Annotated in this window: 19 protein-coding genes and 1 tRNA gene; 5 read left to right on the forward strand and 15 right to left on the reverse strand. The window is 66.2% G+C overall.

Annotated elements, in window-relative coordinates:
• Positions 1-538: type I restriction-modification enzyme R subunit C-terminal domain-containing protein (locus tag VGP60_RS09940; RefSeq protein ID WP_327547627.1), on the forward strand; the 538-nt coding region annotated here is incomplete at its 5' end.
• Positions 539-683: 145 nt separating this feature from the next.
• Positions 684-1,937: an IS256 family transposase gene (locus VGP60_RS09945; RefSeq protein WP_327547827.1), complete on the forward strand. Its 1,254-nt coding sequence runs from the start codon at positions 684-686 to the stop codon at positions 1,935-1,937.
• A gap of 105 nt (positions 1,938-2,042) precedes the next feature.
• Here VGP60_RS09945 and VGP60_RS09950 read toward each other — a convergent pair whose 3' ends face one another.
• The 4 genes from VGP60_RS09950 to VGP60_RS09965 form a co-directional block, all read right to left on the reverse strand.
• Entirely contained in the window at positions 2,043-2,867 is an 825-nt protein-coding gene (locus VGP60_RS09950) for an AfsR/SARP family transcriptional regulator (RefSeq protein WP_327547628.1), read from the reverse strand.
• A gap of 164 nt (positions 2,868-3,031) precedes the next feature.
• Positions 3,032-3,108, reverse strand: a tRNA-Leu gene (locus tag VGP60_RS09955).
• A gap of 43 nt (positions 3,109-3,151) precedes the next feature.
• Positions 3,152-4,474 carry an NAD(P)/FAD-dependent oxidoreductase gene (locus VGP60_RS09960; protein ID WP_327547629.1) on the reverse strand — a complete coding sequence of 441 codons (1,323 nt, stop codon included), beginning with the start codon at positions 4,472-4,474 and terminating at the stop codon, positions 3,152-3,154.
• An 84-nt stretch (positions 4,475-4,558) separates the two neighbouring features.
• Entirely contained in the window at positions 4,559-5,269 is a 711-nt protein-coding gene (locus tag VGP60_RS09965) for a uracil-DNA glycosylase (RefSeq protein WP_327547630.1), read from the reverse strand.
• Between the two features lie 32 nt (positions 5,270-5,301).
• On the opposite strand from VGP60_RS09965, the gene VGP60_RS09970 reads away from it, so the two are divergent.
• The 3 genes from VGP60_RS09970 to VGP60_RS09980 all read left to right on the forward strand — a co-directional run bounded on the left by VGP60_RS09970 (position 5,302) and on the right by VGP60_RS09980 (position 8,307).
• Positions 5,302-6,780, forward strand: a complete 1,479-nt coding sequence (locus tag VGP60_RS09970) for a S10 family peptidase (protein ID WP_327547631.1) — start codon at positions 5,302-5,304, stop codon at positions 6,778-6,780.
• A gap of 123 nt (positions 6,781-6,903) precedes the next feature.
• The gene (locus tag VGP60_RS09975) at positions 6,904-7,236 is read left to right on the forward strand and encodes a hypothetical protein (RefSeq protein ID WP_327547632.1); all 333 of its coding nucleotides are present in this window, start codon (positions 6,904-6,906) and stop codon (positions 7,234-7,236) included.
• A gap of 105 nt (positions 7,237-7,341) precedes the next feature.
• Positions 7,342-8,307 (forward strand): hypothetical protein, encoded by a 966-nt coding sequence (locus VGP60_RS09980; RefSeq protein WP_327547633.1) that lies wholly within the window; start codon positions 7,342-7,344, stop codon positions 8,305-8,307.
• A 106-nt stretch (positions 8,308-8,413) separates the two neighbouring features.
• Here VGP60_RS09980 and VGP60_RS09985 read toward each other — a convergent pair whose 3' ends face one another.
• The 11 genes from VGP60_RS09985 to eno all read right to left on the reverse strand — a co-directional run bounded on the left by VGP60_RS09985 (position 8,414) and on the right by eno (position 20,818).
• Complete coding sequence (locus VGP60_RS09985; RefSeq protein WP_327547828.1) at positions 8,414-10,063, reverse strand: S8 family serine peptidase; 1,650 nt, start codon at positions 10,061-10,063, stop codon at positions 8,414-8,416.
• 161 nt (positions 10,064-10,224) lie between these two features.
• A complete protein-coding gene (locus tag VGP60_RS09990) occupies positions 10,225-11,223 on the reverse strand; it encodes a dipeptide ABC transporter ATP-binding protein (RefSeq protein WP_327547634.1) in 999 nt (332 codons plus the stop codon).
• A complete protein-coding gene (locus tag VGP60_RS09995; protein WP_327547635.1) occupies positions 11,216-12,223 on the reverse strand; it encodes an ABC transporter ATP-binding protein in 1,008 nt (335 codons plus the stop codon). Before VGP60_RS09995 ends, VGP60_RS09990 begins: the two co-directional genes overlap by 8 nt.
• A gap of 4 nt (positions 12,224-12,227) precedes the next feature.
• The gene (locus tag VGP60_RS10000) at positions 12,228-13,178 is read right to left on the reverse strand and encodes an ABC transporter permease (RefSeq protein ID WP_327547636.1); all 951 of its coding nucleotides are present in this window, start codon (positions 13,176-13,178) and stop codon (positions 12,228-12,230) included.
• A complete protein-coding gene (locus tag VGP60_RS10005; protein ID WP_327547637.1) occupies positions 13,171-14,097 on the reverse strand; it encodes an ABC transporter permease in 927 nt (308 codons plus the stop codon). Before VGP60_RS10005 ends, VGP60_RS10000 begins: the two co-directional genes overlap by 8 nt.
• A gap of 82 nt (positions 14,098-14,179) precedes the next feature.
• Positions 14,180-15,805 carry an ABC transporter substrate-binding protein gene (locus VGP60_RS10010; RefSeq protein WP_327547638.1) on the reverse strand — a complete coding sequence of 542 codons (1,626 nt, stop codon included), beginning with the start codon at positions 15,803-15,805 and terminating at the stop codon, positions 14,180-14,182.
• 220 nt (positions 15,806-16,025) lie between these two features.
• Complete coding sequence (locus VGP60_RS10015) at positions 16,026-16,985, reverse strand: Ppx/GppA phosphatase family protein (RefSeq protein ID WP_327547639.1); 960 nt, start codon at positions 16,983-16,985, stop codon at positions 16,026-16,028.
• A gap of 45 nt (positions 16,986-17,030) precedes the next feature.
• A complete protein-coding gene (locus VGP60_RS10020) occupies positions 17,031-18,185 on the reverse strand; it encodes a lytic transglycosylase domain-containing protein (RefSeq protein ID WP_327547640.1) in 1,155 nt (384 codons plus the stop codon).
• A 213-nt stretch (positions 18,186-18,398) separates the two neighbouring features.
• Positions 18,399-18,929 (reverse strand): DUF501 domain-containing protein, encoded by a 531-nt coding sequence (locus VGP60_RS10025; protein ID WP_414640315.1) that lies wholly within the window; start codon positions 18,927-18,929, stop codon positions 18,399-18,401.
• A gap of 37 nt (positions 18,930-18,966) precedes the next feature.
• Complete coding sequence (locus VGP60_RS10030; RefSeq protein WP_327547642.1) at positions 18,967-19,515, reverse strand: septum formation initiator family protein; 549 nt, start codon at positions 19,513-19,515, stop codon at positions 18,967-18,969.
• 16 nt (positions 19,516-19,531) lie between these two features.
• A complete protein-coding gene (eno, locus tag VGP60_RS10035; protein ID WP_327547829.1) occupies positions 19,532-20,818 on the reverse strand; it encodes a phosphopyruvate hydratase in 1,287 nt (428 codons plus the stop codon).
• Between the last annotated feature and the right edge of the window lie 38 nt (positions 20,819-20,856).

Below are 20,856 nucleotides of genomic sequence, written 5' to 3' on the forward strand. Positions count from 1 at the left end.
CTTCGAAGACGAACTCGGCGACCTGTCCGCCGCGGCGCTGCTCAATATGGACATGACTACCGACTTCACTCGCTTCGAGCAGAAGCTCCGCATTTACCTGAACGCCCACGACGACCATATCGCCGTGCAGAAGATCCGCCGGAACCGTCAGATCACCGCCACCGATCTCGACGAACTCGAACGGATCTTTGTCGAGAGCGGAATCGGCACCAAGGCGGAGATCAGCCGGGCCAAGGAGGACGCCGGCGGCCTCGGACTATTCCTTCGCGCACTCGTCGGCCTCGATCGACATGCCGCAGCCTCGGCGTTCGAAAAGTTCCAGGCGGGCAAGACTTTCACCTCTGCGCAGCTACGCTTCATCAAGGAACTGATCGACTACCTCGCCTACAACGGCACGTTCGACGTAGCCATGCTCTACGACAAAGCGCCGTTCATCACCCTCTCCCCCGGCGGTCCGGAAACTCTCTTCCCCGGCGTCGACGCCGATGCGATCGTCACCACACTGCGGTCCGTCAACGCCACAGCCGTTCCCGCATAGTCCGGCGAAGCGGGAAGGCGCTGAGCCATGAGGACTGTCCTGGGAACGGTGTTTTCGGCCCGACACGCCGGGCTGAAATCCGGCGGGATGGGGACTGTGAGTGATGACATTGGACGCTGTGAGTCCACGCAAGAGCGAGACCAAGATGGGGCGGCAGCTGTCGCCGGAGCAGGCCGCCGCGGCGGCCATGGTGGCCCAGGCGAAGGAGCGTGGGCTGGCGCTGACTGGCCCGGACGGGCTGCTGAAGCTGTTCACAAAGAATGTGCTGGAAACGGCGCTGAACGAAGAAATGACCGAGCATCTCGGACACGAGAAGAACCGGGCTGACTCCGATCGCGGTTCTGCGAATGTGCGCAACGGAACGCGCCCGAAGACGGTGTTGTCCGACGCCGCGGGCGAAGTCCGGATCGATGTTCCCCGAGACCGCGACAGTTCGTTCGAGCCGCAGATCGTCAAGAAACGGCAGCGGCGTTTAAACGATGTCGACGAAATTGTGCTGTCGTTGTATTCGAAGGGCATGACAACAGGCGATATTTCGGCGCATTTCGCTGACATCTATGGCGCATCGGTATCAAAAGAAACAGTATCGAGGATCACCGACAAAGTCATGGCCGAGATGACGGAGTGGTCGAACCGTCCACTGGACCCGATCTATGTCGCGGTCTTCATCGACGCGATCCACGTGAAGGTCCGTGACGGGCAGGTCACCAACCGGCCGGTCTATGCCGCCATCGGCGTCACCGTGGACGGCCACAAGGACGTGCTGGGCCTGTGGATGGGCACAGGCGGTGAGGGCGCGAAGTTCTGGATGAGCGTCCTGGTCGACTTGAAGAACCGAGGAATCGGCGACGTGTTCTTCGTCGTCTGCGACGGCCTGAAAGGGTTGCCGGAGGTTGTGGCAAACGTGTGGCCGCTCGCGATTGTCCAAACCTGCATCATCCACCTGATTCGCAATACGTTCCGGCTCGCGTCCCGGGCTGACTGGGATGCGATGAAGCGGGACATCAAACCCATCTATAAGGCGCCGAATCCCGAGGCTGCAAGCGGAGCTTTGGACGAATTGGAAGTCAAATGGGGTAAGAAGTATTCTGCAGTGATCCGACTGTGGCGTAATGCGTGGACTGAGTTTGTTCCGTTCCTCGACTATGACGTGGAGATCCGGACGGTACTTTGTTCGACGAACGCGATTGAATCACTGAATGCCAGGTATCGGCGGGCAGTGCGGGCGCGAGGGCACTTCCCGACTGAGCAGGCTGCTCTCAAGTGCCTGTATCTTGTGACTCGCAGCCTGGACCCGACAGAGACCGGCCGCACTCGATGGGCGATGCGCTGGAAGCCAGTAATCAACACCTTCTCCATCACATTCAGTGACCGCTGGCCGGCTGCTGAAACCTACTAACCGAACACGCCGAAACACCGTTCGCGAGAAAGACCCGAGCCATGGTCGATAGATGCGCAAGTCAGCGCTCGGTTAGCCATTTCGCCGCCGCGATTCGAAGTGACATTACTCGCCTCGCTGGTCATATTCCATAGAATGCGAGAGGGACGGCGCCGTGATGTCGGTGTGGAGTTCGCGCAGCCGGACGGCGAGGTCGATGGTGGCCGGCGTGGGGGTGGCATCGATCTCGCTGAGGCGTGTTTCGAGCAGGGCGAGGGTGCGGGAAATGGCGTCGTGCCGACCGAGGGTGTGTTCGAGGCGCATGATGTCGCGGTAGAGCAGTTCGTTGTACGGGTCGAACGCCCGCGCGGTCTCCAGCAGATCGAGGGTGGAACTGGGGTCGTCGTGGACGCGGGCGCGGGCAAGCACGGTGATGGCGTCGAGGGCGTCGCGGCGGGTGGCTTCACGGACTGCGAGAAGCCAGTCGGCGTCGAGCCCGTCGGCCAGGGAACCGCCGTAGGCGGCCGCGATCGCCTCGTACGCCGCGATGCGGGCACGGTCGGTGATGGCAGTCCGGCGGCGGGTCATCGCAGCGGAAAACGTCCAGTAGTCGACGTCGACTAACCCCGGGGCGAGCTGGTACCGACCGCGCTCGGCCAGCACGATCTCACTGACAGCCCCGCCGGTGCCACTCTCGACCGCCCGGCGGATCCGCGACACCACCGTGCGCAGCACACTGGCCGGGTCACGAGGGGGATGTTCAGCCCAGAGGGCGTCGACAACTGCGTCGCGCGACACTCCGTCCGGGTGGACGGCCAGGAACACCAGCAACTCGGTCAAGCGGCGGGAAAACCCGCCGGAGATCTCGGTCAGCTGGTCCGGACAAGTGGAATCGGACCGCCAAGTGAGCTTTAGTGCGCCGAACACCGACAGCACGATAGGCGGCGCCACCTACCCATCCTCTGGAGCTGGGGCAAAGCCCCCGAGCTTGGCGGCATCAAACAGCGCGAACTGACCTGAATCATCGACGGCGTCTGCGCTCGGACCGAAGATGATCTCCAGTCCCAGGCCTCCTGGCCTACGCCGAAACCGACGCTCCATCCCTTCCCCTCTTGTGGTGCCCCCGACGGGGTTCGAACCCGCACTGGGTCGATTTTAAGTCGACTGCCTCTGCCAATTGGGCTACGGGGGCACCGCTCAGCCTAGGCGAGCGGCGCCCTTCACCCGTGAGCAGGTCAGGGCTTCGAGAGCCGGTCGAACTCTTCCTTCGGGTTGTTGATCTGCCCGAGCGAGATGACCTCGCGGCGGAAGAGGCCACCGAGCATCCAGTCGAAGAGGATGCGGATCTTGCGGTTCCAGGTCGGCATCGCCTTGAGGTGGTAGGCGCGGTGGAACAGCCAGGCCGGGAAGCCCTTGATCTTGAGGTTCAGCGCGTCGGCGACGCCCTTGTGCAGGCCGAGGCTGGCGACGGCGCCGAGGTTCTTGTGGTAGTAGTCCTTGGCCTTGCCGCCACGGATCACCTTGATGATGTTCTTCGCGAGGACGCGGGCCTGGCGGACGGCGTGCTGCGCGTTCGGCGGGCAGGTGGCCGTGGGGTCCTGCTCGGTGCGCGACAGATCGGGGACGGCGGCGTTGTCGCCGGCGGTCCACACGTCCGGGTGGCCGACCACCTGCAGGCCGGCGGTGGCCTCGATGCGGCCGCGGCGGTCGATCGGGAGGTCCGAGTTGGCGAGCACCGGGTTGGCCTTGACGCCGGCCGTCCAGATGATCGTGTCGCTGTCGAACTCGGTGCCGTCCGAGAGGACGACGTGGCCGTCTTCGAACGACTTCGCCGCTGTTGAGAGGTAGACCTCGATGCCACGCTTCTCGAGCTGCTCGACGGTGTACACCCCGAGCGTCTCGCGAACCTCCGGGAGGATCCGGCCCGCGGCCTCGACGAGCACCCAGCGGATGTCCTCGGGGTTGATGTTCTCGTAGTAGCGCGTGGCGAACCGCGTCATGTCCTCGAGCTCGGCGAGCGCCTCGATACCGGCGAACCCGCCACCGACGACGGTGAAGGTGAGCAAACGCTTGCGCAGCTCGGGATCGAGCGTGCTGGCGGCCTGGTCCAGTTTCGTCATGATGTGGTTGCGCAGGTAGATGGCCTCGCCGATGGTCTTGAAGGCGATGCCCTGCTCGGCCAGGCCCGGGATCGGCAGCAGGCGGGCGACGGCGCCGAGCGCGACCACGAGGATGTCGTAGTTCAGCTGCTCGATGTGGCCGTCGGCGGCCTCGACCGTCACGGTCTTGCGCTCGTTCTCGATCTTGGTGACACGTGCGGTGAGCACGTGGCACCGCCGGAGGACGCGGCGCAGCGGCACGACCACGTGGCGCGGCTCGATGGCGCCGGCCGCGGCCTCGGGCAGGAACGGCGCATAGGTCATATGCGGCTGGGGGTCAACGACGGTCACAGAGGCCTCGTTGGCGCGGAGCATTTTTTGCAGTCCGAACGCCGTGTAGAGACCGACGTACCCACCGCCGAGAACGAGGATCCGTGTCGGTTCCGTCTTCGTAGCCATGCCCATATCTTCCCACCTCTCCCGCCGGATCGCTCGCATACCCCGTGCCGCTGTGACCAGCGTCGCGGCCTCTTCCTGACCGATTCAGTTGAGACCCGCCGAGCGAGCGGCCGCGGTGAGCACTTCACGCAGCATTAACGGCGTCAAGACGCCGGTGCTGACGTTGCGCGGCGAAACGTGGTAGCAGCCGAAGACCCGCAGTTCGGACGTCCCTTCGAGGACCAGTTCGACGCCGTGCCCGAACTTCGGGCGCGGCGACGGCACGGCCCAGCCCGCCGTGGCGAGCACCGGCATCAGCGCCTGCCAGCCGAACCCGCCGAGAACCACGATCGTGCGCAAAGTGGGGCGCAGGAGTTCCAGCTCCCGCGCCAGCCACGGGCGGCAGGTGTCGCGCTCGGCCGGGGTCGGCTTGTTCTCCGGCGGCGCGCAGCGGACGGGTGCGGCCATGCGCGTGCCGCGGAGCTCCAAGCCGTCGCCGATCCGCGTCGACGTCGGCTGTGACGCGAGTCCGACGTCGAAGAGCGCCCGGAAGAGGACGTCACCGGACGGGTCACCGGTGAACATCCGGCCGGTCCGGTTTCCGCCGTGCGCCGAGGGCGCGAGCCCGACGATCGCCATCGCCGCGTCCGCCGGGCCGAAGCCGGGGACTGGACGTCCCCAGTATTTCTGCCCGGCGAACGCGGCGCGCTTGACCTCGGCTACTTCCTCGCGCCAGGCGACGAGCCTCGGGCAGGCACGGCACTCGCTGACCGCGGCGTCGAGTTCGGCGAGCGTCGTGGGGCGTCTTGTGGTCACGGGTCCATTGTGAACTCGGATAGGTTGGGATCATGCCGGACACCAACGCCGACGAGACGGCCGAAGCCGAGTCGAAGCCCGCCCCACCCGCCGATGACCTGGTCACCACGCACCACACCCTGACCGTCAAACGGCGCAAGCTCGCCTACACCGCGCAAACCGGTCGCGTCGTGCTGCGCAAGGAAGTCGTCACCGACGGCAAGTTCGAGGGGCACGTTCCCAAGGCCGAAGTCTTCCTGACGTCGTACACGCTCGACGACGCCGAACCCGGCTCGCGGCCGGTGACGTTCGCGTTCAACGGCGGGCCGGGCTCGTCGAGCATTTGGCTGCACCTCGGCCTGCTCGGGCCGAGGCGCGTGATTTCGGGCGACGTGACCGATCCGGCGCCGCCGCCGTACGAACTCGCGGACAACCCCGAGACGCTGCTGACCCACAGCGACCTCGTCTTCATCGACCCGGTGTCGACCGGCTTCTCGCGGGCGTCGAACGGCGAAAAGGCCAAGGACTTCCACGGTTTCACGCCGGACATCGAGTCCGTCGGCGAGATCATCCGCCTGTGGACCTCACGCAACCAGCGCTGGCTCTCGCCGAAGTTCGTCGCCGGTGAGTCCTACGGCACCACCCGCGCGGCGGCGCTCGCGGCGCATCTGCAGGACAGGCATGGCCTTTACCTGAACGGGATCCTGCTGATCTCGTCGGTACTGGACCTGGGATCGATCGACTTCAACGAAGGCAACGACGAGCCGTACTCCCTGTTCGTCCCGACCTACGCCGCTATCGCGCACTACCACGGCTTCCACGGCGACCGCCCGCTCGACGACGTCCTGGCCGACGCCGAAGACTTCGCCGCACGCGACCTCCCGTGGGCCCTCGCCCGCGGCGCCCGCCTCTCCGCCGCCGACAAGGCCGAAGCCGTCGCCACCCTGGCGTCGCTGACGGGATTGTCGGAGTCCTATGTGGACAAGGTCAACCTGCGCATCGAACACGTCAGGTTCTACACCGAACTGTTGCGCGACAAGGGTTTGACCACCGGACGGATGGACGGCCGCTTCATCACCTGGGAGCCCGACGGCGGCCGCGAGCACATGAGCGACGACGCGTCGATCTCGCGCATCATCGGCGCCTACGCGGCGGGCTTCAACCACTACGTCCGCGCGGAGCTCGAGTACGCCAACGACCTTCCGTACGAAATCCTGTCGATGGAAGTCAACAAAGCCTGGTCGTACTCCGATTTCGAGGGCCGCACAGTGTCCGTTGTGGACTCACTGAGCAGCGCCATGCGGGCGAACCCGCACCTGAAGGTGCACGTCGCCTACGGCCACTACGACGGCGCCACCCCGTACTTCGCCGCCGAACACGTGCTGGCACACCTCAACATCCCGGACGAACTGCGGGAAAACATCGACTCGGCCTACTACCCCGCCGGGCACATGATGTACGTCCACGAGGGCTCACGGGTCCAGCAGAGCAAGGATCTCGCGGCCTTCATCCGCAACTCGTCGAATCGTTAGCCCCTTCGGGCAGCGATTGACTGCCCGAAGGGTCTCGCGTTCGGGAACGACGCGCTCCTCCCCGACCGGTCATCCTGCACGGGGAGGGGCCTGTCTGCCGGTCCCGTCGGGAGGGGAATCACCATGTCAGATCCGTTAACTTCGTGGGTTCGCACCATCGTGCCCGGCCTCTGGTCGGCGCTGATCGCCTGGTTGATCTCACTCGGACTGCCGGATGCGATCACGAGCGCTTTGTCAGGGTTGGGTACCACGGTGATCGTGCCTATCGCGCTGGGCGGGATTTATGCGGCGCTGCGGGGACTGGAGCCGAAGATGCCGCCTTGGCTGACCGTGGTGCTGCTGGGCTCGAACCGGCCGCCAAGCTATGCGGCTTCTGGGGGCGGGGCTCCGGGTGGCTCGGCTCCGGCTGGCGCTCCCACTCCAGCCGCGGCCGCCGAGTCGGCTCCCGTCCGCTAGCTCCAAACGCTATGAACGGACCGTTCCTACGAGAAAACGCTAGGAACGGTCCGTTCATAGCGTCGCTGGGCGGATCTCGTCGGGGGTCGGTCACATGATGACGGAGTGGCACTAAGCAACGTAACCAGAATCGAGCCGTACCTGCGGAAGCACAGCAGGTACGGCGTCATCCGCGCCGAGACGCTCGAGAAACTCGGCGTTCCGCAATCCACGACCTACCGACGATGTCAGCCTGGTGGTCGATGGACACATCTCCTGCCGGGCATCGTTTTGCTGGCCAGGGCGAGCCCGACGGCTCGACAACGCGTGGAAGCCGCGCTCATGCATGCCGACGGTGTGGGCGTGGTGACCGGCTTCGAAGCCGCGCGCCGATATGGAATGAAGGACGTGCCCGCGGGCCAGACCGTGCACATCCTGATACCGGAGGCGCACCGGATCAACTCCGCTGGCTTCGCCGTGATCGAACGCACGATCTTCATGCCCGAAACTCGAGTGATCGACGGTGTCCCGTTGGCGGCACCCGCGAGAGCGATCCTTGACGGAGTTCGCCGCATACGCGAAGCCAGCCCCGTTCGAGGTGTGCTGATCGAGTGCCTGGAAAGCGACTTATGCACTCACGAACAGCTATCTACTGAACTGAATACCGGAAGCCGACGTGGGACGGCTCTGCCAAGAACCATCCTTTACGAGTTGGCCGAGGACATTCGGTCAGTTCCGGAAGCCGAGACGATCTCAATCTGGAAAAGGGCGAGGTTGCCGCTGCCGGAGCGCAACGTCAAGATCTTTGATCGAGAGGGCCATTACATCGCCACGCCTGACACCTGGTGCGACGATGTCGCCATGGCGTGGGAGATCGACTCTTGGGCATACCACTCACGTAAGCACTACTACGCGAAAACTCTTGAACGGAACAACCGGTACGCGTCGGCGGGGATTGTCGTCGTGCAGACCCTGCCCAGCCAGTTGCGCAACGCCCCGGCGTCGGTCATCGCCGAGCTACGCGCCGCTTACGCTGCGGCCAAGAAGCGCGCGCGACCTTCCATAACCGTCTCTAGGCAGGCCACCGCATAGGCGCGCCTCACAGACGCTATGAACGGACCTTTCCTCTCAAAAACTGAAAGGAAAGGTCCGTTCATAGCGCTCTGACGAGCCCGGCCCACCAGAGCCGGGGGCCTGCTTAGCCTCGTACGTAAGGTGCACCGTGGGTAACGGCGGCATAGGCGTCAACGGCGCCGTGGCCGTAGAAGCCGTTGAAGGCCGGGGTGCCCTCGCAGGTGGCGGTGAAGGTCGCGTCGCGGCCTTCGTCGAGGTAGTCCACGGTGCGCGGGGTGGGGCAGGCGATTTCGGAGGCGGTGCCTTCGAGGACTCGCTGGACGGCGTCCGGGTTGAGGCCGAATTCGCCACGTGAGGCCTTGCCGTACTGGGAGACGATCAGTGCGGCGACGCCGGTGGCGTGCGGGCTGGCCATCGAGGTGCCCTGCAGCCACTGGTAGTAGCCGACCCGGCCGTCGGGGGCGGTGGCCTTCTGGACACCGAGGGTGACACCGGCGGGCGTGAGGTTGCCGGCGGCGTCGATGTTGCCTTCGGCGATGCCGACGTTCTTCGGGTAGGTCGAGAGGATTTCGTTCTCCAGGGTGCGGAACCACGGCGTGCCGAAGCCGTCGCGGAAGTAGCCGCCGGGGGCGGAGACGGAGATCTGCTCGGTGCCGTAGTTCGAGTAGTCGGCCTTCGCCTGCGACGGGCCGAAGGAGCCGACGCCGAGGACGTGCGCGCCTTCGACGGGCAGCGAGACGCACGACGAGTTGTCGATCGGGCGCGGGTGCGTCGCGTTGGCCGGGTAGTCCGGGCTGGTGACGTCCTGCTGCGGCGCGCCGAGGTTGTCGTGCTGGTTGCCCAGCGCGGCGACCGAGGTGACGCCCTTGCGGTACGCGTAGTTCAGGGCGCGGTTGACGGCCTCGATGATGGTGCGCTGCTCGGCCTGTTCCGCCGGGGAGTCCGAGGCGTTGGCCTTGCAGTTGTAGAGCCACGGGTCGACGTAGAAGCTCATGTTGACAACGTCGAGGCCCGCGTCACCGGCGTAGGTGAGCGCGTCGACGGTGGGCTGCAGGAAGAAGAAACCCGAGTCCTGGCCGGCGCGGACGTTCACGATGGTCACGTTCGGCGCGACACCGGAGACGCCGAAACCGTTGGCGGCGGCGGCGATGGTCCCGGCGACGTGGGTGCCGTGGCCGTTGTCGTCGTGGTCCGCCGGGTCGACGCAGCCGCGGTACTCACACGGCCCGTCGACGACGGCGCCGGTCTCGTCGGTGACGATGTCGCGGGTGAAGTTGCGGGAGTCGGCGGCGTCGAAGTTCGGCGCGATGTCCGGGTGCGAACCGTCGACGCCGGTGTCGATGATGCCGACCTTGACGCGCTTGTCACCGGGCTGAACGGTCCGGGAAAGGTCCGAGCGCACCGACTTGAGGCCCCAGAGCTGGTCGTCCAGCGGGTCGGTGCCGACAGGCTTCTTCGCGTCGTTCTTCTTGTTCGACGCGGCCGAGCGCTGCGACTCCTTCTCGACGACGTTCGGCTTCGGCGCGGCCTTGTCCTTCGGCGCGGATCCGATCGACTTGGCTTTGGCCGCACCGAAAATCGCGCGGTTGGTGGAGAGCCGCTCGGCGAAGCCGGTGGCGGGGGCCGTGGCGGTGATCAGCCCGACAGCTGCGTTCGACTTGAGGACAGTGCCGCCCGCGGCACGAACCGCCTGCTCAGCGGCGCCGACGCTTTGTCCTTCGGCGGCGAGCACGGTGAATTCGGCCGCGGGGCCTGCCAGTTGCGGTTGTGCCATGGCGGTCGGGGCACCGACGATTCCGCCGATCAGCGGTACCGCCAATGCCACGACGAGCAGTCTTGACTTCTTCACGCGTTTCCTCCTCGGAAGTGTGCATGGAAACGTACATAAGAATCAGCCGAAGCGGAACGGCAATACCGGCAAAGACCCGACTAAAGTCAGGGGACCACAGATCGTTCCTCGGCGAAGTGACAAGCACTGAGGTGCCCGCCCGCCCGGATGGACAGCGACGGCTCCTCCTCGGCGCACACGTCCTGCGCCTTCCAGCACCGCGTCCGGAACCGGCAGCCCGAAGGCGGGTCCACCGGGCTCGGCACGTCCCCTTCCAGGCGGATGACCTGGCGATGTCCGCGCAACGCGGGATCGGCGACGGGTACGGCGGAAAGCAACGCCTGGGTGTACGGGTGCGACGGGTGAGTGTAGATGTCGTCCTCTGTCCCGATTTCGACGATCTTGCCGAGGTACATCACCGCCACCCTGGTGGAAAGATGACGTACCACGGACAGATCGTGTGCGATGAACACATAGGACAGTCCGAACTCGGACTGCAGATCCCCCAGCAGGTTCATCACCTGCGCCTGGATCGAAACGTCCAAAGCGGACACCGGCTCGTCGCAGATGATCACCTTCGGCCGCAGGGCGAGCGCGCGGGCGATCCCGATCCGCTGCCGCTGGCCGCCGGAGAACTGGTGCGGATAGCGGTTGATGTGTTCCGGATTGAGTCCGACGACGTCGAGCAGTTCGCGGACTTTACCCGCCCGCGATCCTTTCGGTGCCACTTCGGAATGTATTTCGAAAGGCTCACCGATAATGTCGCCGACCGTCATCCGCGGATTCAAGGACGTATACGGATCCTGCAAGACGATTTGGATATTGCGCCGCAGCCGTCGCAGTTCCGCGCCGCGCATCTTGAACATGTCGCGGCCTTCGAAGAACGCGGTGCCCGCGGTGGGTTCCTCCAGCCGCATCAGCACCTGCGCCAGCGTCGACTTGCCGCAGCCGGACTCGCCGACCACGCCGAGGGTCTCCCCCGGCATCAGCTCGAACGACACCCCGTCGACGGCCTTGACCTGCCCGACGGTGCGCCGGAACAGGATCCCGCTCAGTACCGGGAAGTACTTGACCAGGCCGTCGACCTGCAAAATGGGCTCAGGCACGGGAAACCACCTCTTCGGCGAAATGGCACGCGCTGGCGCGGCCGAAGCCGATGTTGTGCTGGATGGGCCGCTCGGTCCGGCAGCGGTCCTCGGCGCGTTCGCACCGCGGATGGAACGGGCAGCCCGGCGGGATGTTCAACAGGCTCGGCGGGAGCCCGGTGATGGTCTTCAGCGTCTGGCCCTTCAGGTCGAGGCGCGGGATCGAGTTCATCAGCGCCTCGGTGTACGGATGCCCCGGCGCGCGGAACAGCTCGTTGACGTCGGCCTGCTCGACGATCCGGCCCGCGTACATCACCGCGATCCGGTCGGCCACCTCGGCGACCACGGCGAGGTCGTGCGTAATAAGAATCAAGCCCATGTGCCGCTCCGCCTGGATCTCGGCGAGCAGCTCCATGATCTGCACCTGCACGGTGACGTCGAGCGCGGTGGTCGGCTCGTCCGCGATCAGCAGTTCCGGGTCGAGCGCGAGCGACATCGCGATCATCGCCCGTTGCCGCATCCCGCCGGAGAACTGGTGCGGGTAGTCCTTGATCCGGCTCTTCGCGGCGGGAATGCGCACGAGGTCGAGCAGTTCGATCGCCCGAACCCGCGCCTCCTTCCGGGACATCCCGCGCCGGACGCGCAGCTGTTCCTCGATCTGGAAGCCGACGGTGAACACCGGGTTCAGCGCGGAGAGCGCGTCCTGGAAGATCATCGCGACACCGTCGCCGCGGATCTCCATCCGGCGGTTGGCCGACGCCGTGAGCAGTTCCTCGCCGCGGAAACGGATCGAACCTTCGGTGATCACCGCGGGCGGCATGTCGAGGATGCCCATGATCGTCTGCGCGGTGACACTCTTGCCGGAGCCGGATTCTCCCAGCACGGCAAGGGTTTCCCCGGTGTGCACGCGGTAGCTGACGCCGTTGAGGACGTTCGCCACCCCGTCCGAGGTCCGGAACTCGACGTGCAGGTTTTCGATCTCCAGCAACGCTTCTTTTTCAGGCAGGGTCTGGTCGAGCATCGAGTCACCTTGCCTTGGGGTCGAGGGCTTGCCGCACGGCGTCGCCCAGCATCACGAACGCGAGCACGGTGATCGTCACGAAACCGGCCGGGAACAGCAGCATGTGCGGCACGTTCTGGAAGTAGTCCCTGGCGTCGCTGATCTCCACGCCCCACGAGACGACCGGAGACCGGATGCCGATCCCGAGGTACGCGAGCGTCGCCTCGGCACCGATGGCCGCGCCGAGCGCGATCGTGGCGTAGACCAGCACGGGCGCGATCGTGTTCGGCAGCAGATGCCGGAACACGATCCGGAAAGTACTGGCGCCCAAGCCTCTTGCCGCTTTCACATAGTCCAGCTGCTTCGCCACGAGCGTCGCCGAACGCATGATCCGCATGGCCACCGGCCAGGTCAGCACCGCGATCGAGCCGACGACCTGCGCGATGATCCGGAACTCGCTGGGATTGCTGTCGGGGGCGTTGAACGTGGTCAGGATGACGATCGCGCCCAGCACGAACGGCAGTCCGGCGAAGATGTCGCCGAAGCGCGACAGCAGGCTGTCCACCCAGCGGCCGTAATACCCGGCGATGATGCCGACGAGCGAGCCGATCAGGACGGTCAGCAAGGTCGCGAACAGCCCGACCAGCAGTGACGCCCGGGTGCCGTGGATCGTCCTGGCGTAGACGTCGTAACCCTGGTTGTCGTAGCCGAACCAGGCGTCCGCCGACGGGCCTTCGTTGGCGTGGTTGAGATCGCTGAACCCGGCGGCCCTCGACGAGAACAGGTCCGGCGCGATCGCGATCACCACCACGAGCACGATGATCACGCCAGAGAGAATGAACAGGGGCTTGCGGCGGAGTTCCCGCCACGCGTCGCCCCACAGGCTGCGCGGTTTGTGCGGCCCGTCCGCGGGGTTCTTGGCCTCGCCGGGCTCGCCGACGTGGCTGAGCCCGCCGGCCGCGTTGGGATCAGTCATAGCGAATCCTCGGGTCGAGTACGGCGTACATCAGGTCGACGACGAGGCTCATCAGGAGATAGACGATCACCAGCAGGACGACGATGCCGGTCACGGTGGCACCGTCCTTCTCCTGGATCCCGCGGAAGACGAGCCCGCCGAGGCCGTTGATGTTGAACACGCCCTCGGTGACGATCGCGCCGCCCATCAGGGCGCCGAGGTCCGTGCCGAGAAAGGTGATCACCGGGATGACCGACGCGCGCAGCAGGTGCACGCCGACGACCCGCCGGTTGGGCTGGCCCTTGGCGATGGCCGTGCGCACGAAGTCGGCGCGGCGGTTCTCCGAGATACTCGCGCGGGTGAGCCGGGCGATGTAGGCCATCGACAGGCTGCCGAGCACGAATCCCGGGACGATCAGTTCCCCGACCGTCGCGTCCGCCGAAACACTGGGATTGATGATTCCCCATTGGCCGGCGAGCACGAGCTGCAGCACGATACCGGTGACGAAAACCGGCAGGGAGATCAGGAAAAGGGTGGACACCAGCACGAGGTTGTCCAGAAAGCCCTTACCGCGCAAACCGGTCAGAATACCGGCGCCGATCCCGATGACGGCTTCGATGATGACGGCGATGACCGCGAGCCGGATGGTGATCGGCGCGGCGTCGGCCACCATCTGGCCGATCGAATTCCCGGAAAAGGTCTCGCCGAAATCACCGCTGAAAAGATTGCCGAGATACTTGAAATACTGGACTACCAGCGAATCGTTCAAGTTGTACTTCGCCGTCATCATGTCCACGTACGGCTGTGGGCAGGCACGCTGCCCGCACTTGCCGGCGAACGGATCGCCCGGCAACGCCCAGACCAGGGCGTAGATGAGGAACGTGGACCCGACGAAGACGGGAATCAACTGAAGTAGCCGCCGCAGGATATAGCGACCCATGCGCCTTGACTCCTAGTGGTGGGCAGAATCGGGGCCACCCGCGTGGCGGGCGGCCCCGATCGGCGTCAGTAAGCGGTCCTCACTACTTGAGGACTTCGATCGACGAGTAGTCGGCGTACCGGCCGAAGTCGAGCTTCACGCTCTTCAACTTGTTCGACTTCGCGCCGACACCCTTCTCGTCCCACACCGGGATCTGCGGGAGATCCTTGGCGATGAGATCTTCGACCTGCTGGTACAGCTTGATCGCTTCGTTCTTGTCGGCCAGCGAGTCGGCCTGCTTGAGCAGGCTGTCGACGGCGGGGTTGGAGTAACCGGAGTCGTTCGAGCCCGCGTCGGTTTTGTAGATCGGGTTGAGGAAATTCTCGATCGACGGGTAGTCCGCCGCCCAGTCCGAACGGCCCATGCCGGTCAGCGACTTCGCCGTGACGATGCTGCGATACTGGCCGAAGTTCGTCGACGGCAGGAAGTCACACTCGACGCCGAGCGTGTTCTTGATGCTGTTGCACGCCGCGACCAGCGGCTCCTTGCGGCCACCGTCGGCGTTCGACGAGATGGTGAGCTTGCCGGTGAACCCGGACTTCGCGAAGTAGTCCTTGGCCTTGGCCGCGTCGTACTTGCAGAACTCACCGCAGACGTCCGGGCGGTAGCCCTCGATGCCCGCCGATACCCAGCTGCTGGCGGGTACGTAGGTGTCGTTCATGACCGTCTTGGTGATCTGGTCGCGGTTGATCGACAGCGAGATCGCCTTGCGCAGGTCGAGGTTGTTGTACGCGGGCAGGTAGTACGGCACGGAGATCGTGCTGATGCCGAGCAGATGCCCCTCGACGACCCGGTCCTTGAGGTCGTTCTTGTACTTGCCGCCCGCGGTGGCCGACGGCGGCAGCGCCTCCATGAAGTCGAGCCGGTTGCTCAGCAGGTCCTGGTACGCGGTCTCCTGGCTGGAGTAGATCCGGATGTCCAGGTTCTTGAACTTGACCTTGTCCTCGCCCTGGTAGTCGTCGAAGCGGGTCAGCTTGATGTCGACGTTGGGGGTGCGCGAGACGAACTTCATCGGCCCGTTGCCGATCGGGTTGTCCGCGAAGGCCTTGGGGTCCTTGAAGAAGACGTCGGGCAGCGGCGCGAAGGCCAGGTAGCCGATCTTCGAGAGGAAGACCGAGAACGGCGCCGCCAGCGTCACCTTGAACTCGTAGTCGCCCAGCACCTCCAGCCCGGACATCTTTTCGGCCGTCGGCTGCTTGTCCTTGCCGGGGTTGACCGCGTCGAAGCCTTCGATCTGCGCGAAGAAGTCCGTGTTCAGCTGGCCGTTGGGCGCGTAGGCGGCGTAGTTCCAGGCGTCGACGAAGTTCTTGGCCTTCACTTCGGTGCCGTCGTGGAACTTCCAGCCCTGCTTGAGCTTGACGTCGTAGACCTTGGCGTCGGTCGTCGTGATCGAGTCCGCCACGAGGTTGTACGGCGCACCGGTGTCGGACCGGTACTCGATCAGGCTCGAGAACATCGGCTGCATCGCCTTGCTGCCGCCGAGTTCGTTGGTGTTGGCGGGCAGGAACGTGTTCTGCGGCTCGGTTCCGTACACCGAAACGGTGCCGTCCGGGTCCGTCGCCCCCGTGGCCGCCGTGTTGCCGGAACTCCCTCCGCCGCCGCACGCGGTCAGTAGGAGTGCCGCCGACGTGACCAGTATGGCCGCCGATGCCCAGCGCGATGTCCGCATTTGTCCCCTCCAGCTCAGTTTCAACCGGTGCGCATCGAGGTGACGACGCGCGTCCAGAAGCTGAGATGCACCGTATCCGGGCGGGTGACCCGCGCCCCGAGTCAGAACAATTGCGAATGGATCACAATGCGGGTATTCACGTCGTTGGGGAAGGACTGCCGGACAAAGTCAACCCGCCGAAAGTCGTAACCGATTCAACGAAACCGGCGCAGCGTAGTTTTCACGACGCTGCGAGTGACAGGGCGATTCCGTCGAGGATGTCGTGTTCGCTGACCACCAGTTCGGTCGGACCCCCGCGCGCGGCCAGTTGTTCGGCGAGCGCGCGCACGATCACCGAGCCGCCGCCGATGACGTCGACGCGGCCCGGGTGGATCACCGGGTTCGCCGCGCGGGTGGCGTGGTCGACGCTGAGCAGGTCCACGGTCAGCCGGTCGATGTCCGCCCGCGACAGCTTCGAAAGGTGCGTCCGCTCGGAGTCGTACTCGGTCAGGCCCTGCGCGACGGCCGTCAGCGTGGTGATCGTGCCCGCGACACCGATCCACGTCTTCGCCTTCGAGACGTCGACCTGCTCGAACGCCTCGGTGAGGACCTGGGTGGCCAGCGCGTCGGCGGCGGCGATCTCCTCGGGCGTGGGCGGGTCGGACTTTAGCGCGCGCTCGGTGATCCGGACACAGCCGATGTCGACGGACTTCGCGGCGATGACGTCGGCGCGCTGCCCGTCCCAGTTGCCGAGGACGAGCTCGGTCGAGCCGCCGCCGACGTCGACCACCACGAACGGGCCGTCCTCGGGATCCTGCTCGCCGACGGCGCCGGTGAACGAAAGCCGGGCTTCCTCGTCGCCGGTGATCACCTCGGCCTCGATGCCGAGGACTTCGCGGGTCATCGCGAAAAATTCGTCACGGTTGCTCGCGTCGCGGGTCGCGGAGGTGGCGACCATCCGGATCTTCTCGACGCCCTTGCGCCGTGCGGCGACCGCGTAGTCCACGAGCGCGACACGCGTGCGCTCGATCGCTTCGGGGGCGAGCTTGCCGGTCGAGTCGACGCCCTGGCCGAGCCGCACCACGCGCATTTCGCGGTGCAGGTCACGCAGGTCGAACGTCCCGTCGTGGCGTTCGGTCAGCTCGGCGACGAGCAGGCGGATGGAGTTGGTCCCACAGTCGATCGCTGCTACACGGGGCATGAACCGATCCTAATTCACAACGGCCGACCACCACGCTTTGTGCCGTTATGGCGAAGTCGCCCCAGTAGTCGGTGATAGGTCCGTACTGCTGTTCCCCGAGCTGGGGGTCGGCGGAATACACGTCGGCGACACGCTTGTGGTTGTAGTGGTCGTCGTCGTAGTTGTCGATGTCGGCGTCGGGCACGTGGGCGTCGTCGTCGGCGTCGGAGGAGTCGTCGGTGTCGTAGTAGCAATCGAACTGCCAGTCGAAGTCGAAGGCTTCGAAGTCGGCGACGTGGTCGGCGTCGTCCCGATGGTGGACACCGGCGGGGACGGCGGCACGGGCACCTCGCCCTGGCCCGGCGACACCGTCGCGTTCGGGGCGCCGACCGGGACCTTGCTGTCCGGCGTCGGCAGCACGCCGGAGCGGTACGCCTCCGCCCACAGGATCACCGTGTTCACGTAGGTGTCCGAGTGGTTGTAGCGGAAGATCGCGGTGCGCAACTGGTCCGGGCTCGTGACGTCGAGGCCGCCGGAGCACAGGTAGCGGCCGGTGCCGAGTGCGGCGTCGAAGATGTTGTTGGGGTTGGACTCGCCATCGCCGTTGCCGTCGGAGGCGTAGCCGTTCCAGGTGCCGGGGATGAACTGGGTGGGGCCGACGGCCCTGTCCCACACCGTGTCGCCGTCGTAGCGGCCGTGGTCGGTGTCGGGGATCGCCGCGAACGGGCCGGCGCCGTTGAGCACCGGGCCGAGGATCGGCTCGAGGGTGTTGCCCGCCGCGTCGACGTAACCGCCGCGGGCGTGGTTGGACTCGATGCGCCCGATGCTGGCGATGAGCGCCCAGTCGATATGGCAGCCCGGCTGTTCGCCGGCCAGGATGTCGGCGGCGTTCTTGTACGCGGCCAGCGCTGTCACGGGGATGCCGAGCGGGCCGCTGGGCAGTTCGTAGGCGGGAAGCGGCAACGGCACGGGGGCCTCCGGAAGGCTGCCGTCGACGGAGATCTGTTCGACGACCGGTGCCATCGGGTTGTAGCCGCCTTCGAGCACCACATCACCGGAGTGCACGGTGCTCGCGAGGTTCACCCAGCTCGCCGCGCTGCTGCTGGCGACCACGGCCGGGACCACCGCGAGCACCCCGCCGACGATCGCGAACAGGGAGCGATGGCGCAGTCCTACCCGTCTGGCCGCGCTGATTGCGCCCGGCAGTCGCAAAACGCGCACGCCTCAAGCCTCCCCGTCGGATCAACCCTGCAGGACCCGATGCTCGTCCAACCGGTGTGAAAACTCCGTATTTGTTACCGCCTGTGTAGCGATCGGCGCTTCCCCCACCGATCGGGTGCCACTCGGACAGTCAAGCCCACCACGTCTGTCTTCACTATCCGCTTTTGTATCTTGATCGTTACCGACACGTACTGTAAGCGGCGTCACGGCCGTCTATTGCGCGCAAGTGCCAGTGCAGGTACCGAAGGGCCAGCCCTCGGCTGTCACCAGCTGCAGGGTCTCGTCGCCGAAGGGGTTGGCACCGGGGCCGCAGGCGAGGGTGTGCGCGAGGTGCACATGCAGGCATTTGACCCGGCCGGGCATGCCACCTGCGGTGACCTGGTGGCCGAGCGGCTCGATGGCGTCGCGGGCGGCGAGGTATTCCTCGTGCGTGCGCAGGTACGCCGCCGCCAGTTCCTCGTCGACGGCCAGGCGCTCGGTCATCTCGCGCATGATGCCGGAGGCTTCGAGCTTGCCGACGATCGACGAAAGCCGGGGGCAGGTCAAGTAGTACAGCGTCGGGAACGGCGTCCCGTTCTCCAGCCGCGGGCTCGTCTGCACGACCGACGGGTGACCGCTGGGGCAGCGCGCGGCGACGGCCCGCAACGCGCGGGGCGGCCGGCCGAGCTGCTCCGCGATGACCTCACGATCGGCGTCCGTGACGGGCTCGAGCCGGGGCAACTCAGTGGTACTCACGTCCCCCATCTTCGCAAACCGGGGCGCTTCAGCAGGCGAGTGCCCCCTAGCCGGACACCTGGGCCCAAAGACGTTCGTACCAAGAACCCTCGGGCACGGCCTGCTGGTCGGGCGCGGCGGGCTGGTCCTGCGCCTTGTCCTCGGGCAGCTGCACCATGTACGGCGTCTCGCCGGGCATGACGTACCGCAGACGTTTGCGCGCCTCGGCCTCGACCTGCGCCGGGTCGGCGAGCTCCGCCTTGCGGTGCTCCAACTGGGCGACTTCGTTCGCCAGCTCGGCACGCCGCTTCTCCTGGGTGGAGACCTCGGACCGCTGGCTGAGATAGGTCCGTGCCGGAACGGCGACGGTGAAAGCCAGTGCGCAGACGACGATGGCGACGACCGCGGCCCGCCGGGTGGTGGACATGCCCAGCACCTTGGCGGCACCGGACGCGCGGGTGGCGCTGAAGCCACGGCGAAGCCGGTTCTTCGAGCTCCCCGGCGCGCCGCGGCGGGCACGCTCCGGACGCCGGGCCCGGGTGGAACCGGCTCCGGGCGTGGCGGCCTTCGTCCGGCCACCGCGCCGGTTGCGCGCCCTTCCGCGGTCAGCAGCCATCGTCTTTACATGCCCCTCAGGATTCCGGGGTGAACCTGGGGAAGGCCAGCTCGCCGGCGTAGCGAGCCGCGTCCGCGAGGGTCTCCTCGATCCGCAGCAGCTGGTTGTACTTCGCGACGCGCTCGCCGCGGGCGGGGGCACCGGTCTTGATCTGGCCGACGCCGGTCGCCACCGCGAGGTCCGCGATGAAGGTGTCCTCGGTCTCGCCGGAACGGTGGCTCATCATCGACTTGTAGCCGAACGAAGTCGCCAGCGAGATCGCGTCGAGGGTCTCGGACAGCGTGCCGATCTGGTTGACCTTCACCAGCAGCGCGTTCGCGGCGCGGCGGGTGATGCCCTCTTCGAGCCTGTCCGGGTTGGTGACGAACAGGTCGTCGCCGACGATCTGGACCTTCTCGCCGAGCTCGGCGGTCATCTGGACCCAGCCGTCCCAGTCGTCCTCGTTCAGCGGGTCCTCGATGGAGACCATCGGGTAGTCGCGCACGAGTTCGGTGTAGTAGCCGATGAGCTGCTCGGCGCTCTTCTTGTTCTTTTCGAAGGTGTACGCGCCGTCGGTGTAGAACTCCGACGCGGCGACGTCGAGGGCCAGCGCGACATCGCGGCCCGGCACGTAACCGGCCTTCTCGATGGCGACCAGGATGAGGTCGAGGGCTTCCCGGTTGCTGCCGAGGCTCGGCGCGAAGCCGCCCTCGTCGCCGAGGCCGGTCGACAGGCCGCGGCCCTTCAGGACCGACTTGAGCGAGTGGTAGACCTCGGTGCCCCAGCGCAGGGCCTCGCGGAAGGTCTCGGCGCCGATCGGCGCGATCATGAACTCCTGGATGTCCACGTCGGTGTCCGCGTGCGAACCACCGTTGAGGATGTTCAGCATCGGCACCGGCAGCACGTGGGCGTTCGGGCCGCCCAGGTAGCGGAAGAGCTCCAGCTCGGACGACTCCGCGGCGGCCTTGGCCACGGCGAGGGAGACACCCAGGATCGCGTTCGCGCCCAGGCGGCCCTTGTCCGGCGTGCCGTCGAGGTCGACCAGCTTCTGGTCCACGATCCTCTGGTCCACGGCTTCGACACCGACCAGCTCGGGGCCGATCTCGTCGAGCACCGCGGCGACCGCGCGCTCGACACCCTTGCCGTTGTAGCGGCCGGTGTCACCGTCGCGAAGCTCGACGGCTTCGTGCTCGCCGGTCGACGCGCCCGACGGAACGGCGGCCCGCGCCAATGTTCCGTCGTCCAGGGCCACCTCCACTTCCACCGTCGGGTTGCCACGCGAGTCGAGAATCTCGCGTGCGCCTACCTGCTCGATGACCGCCACGTCCATGCTCCTCAGTGTCTTCGGATAAATAACACGGG

Source organism: Amycolatopsis sp. (assembly GCF_036008905.1).
In the GTDB taxonomy this organism is placed as follows: domain Bacteria; phylum Actinomycetota; class Actinomycetes; order Mycobacteriales; family Pseudonocardiaceae; genus Amycolatopsis.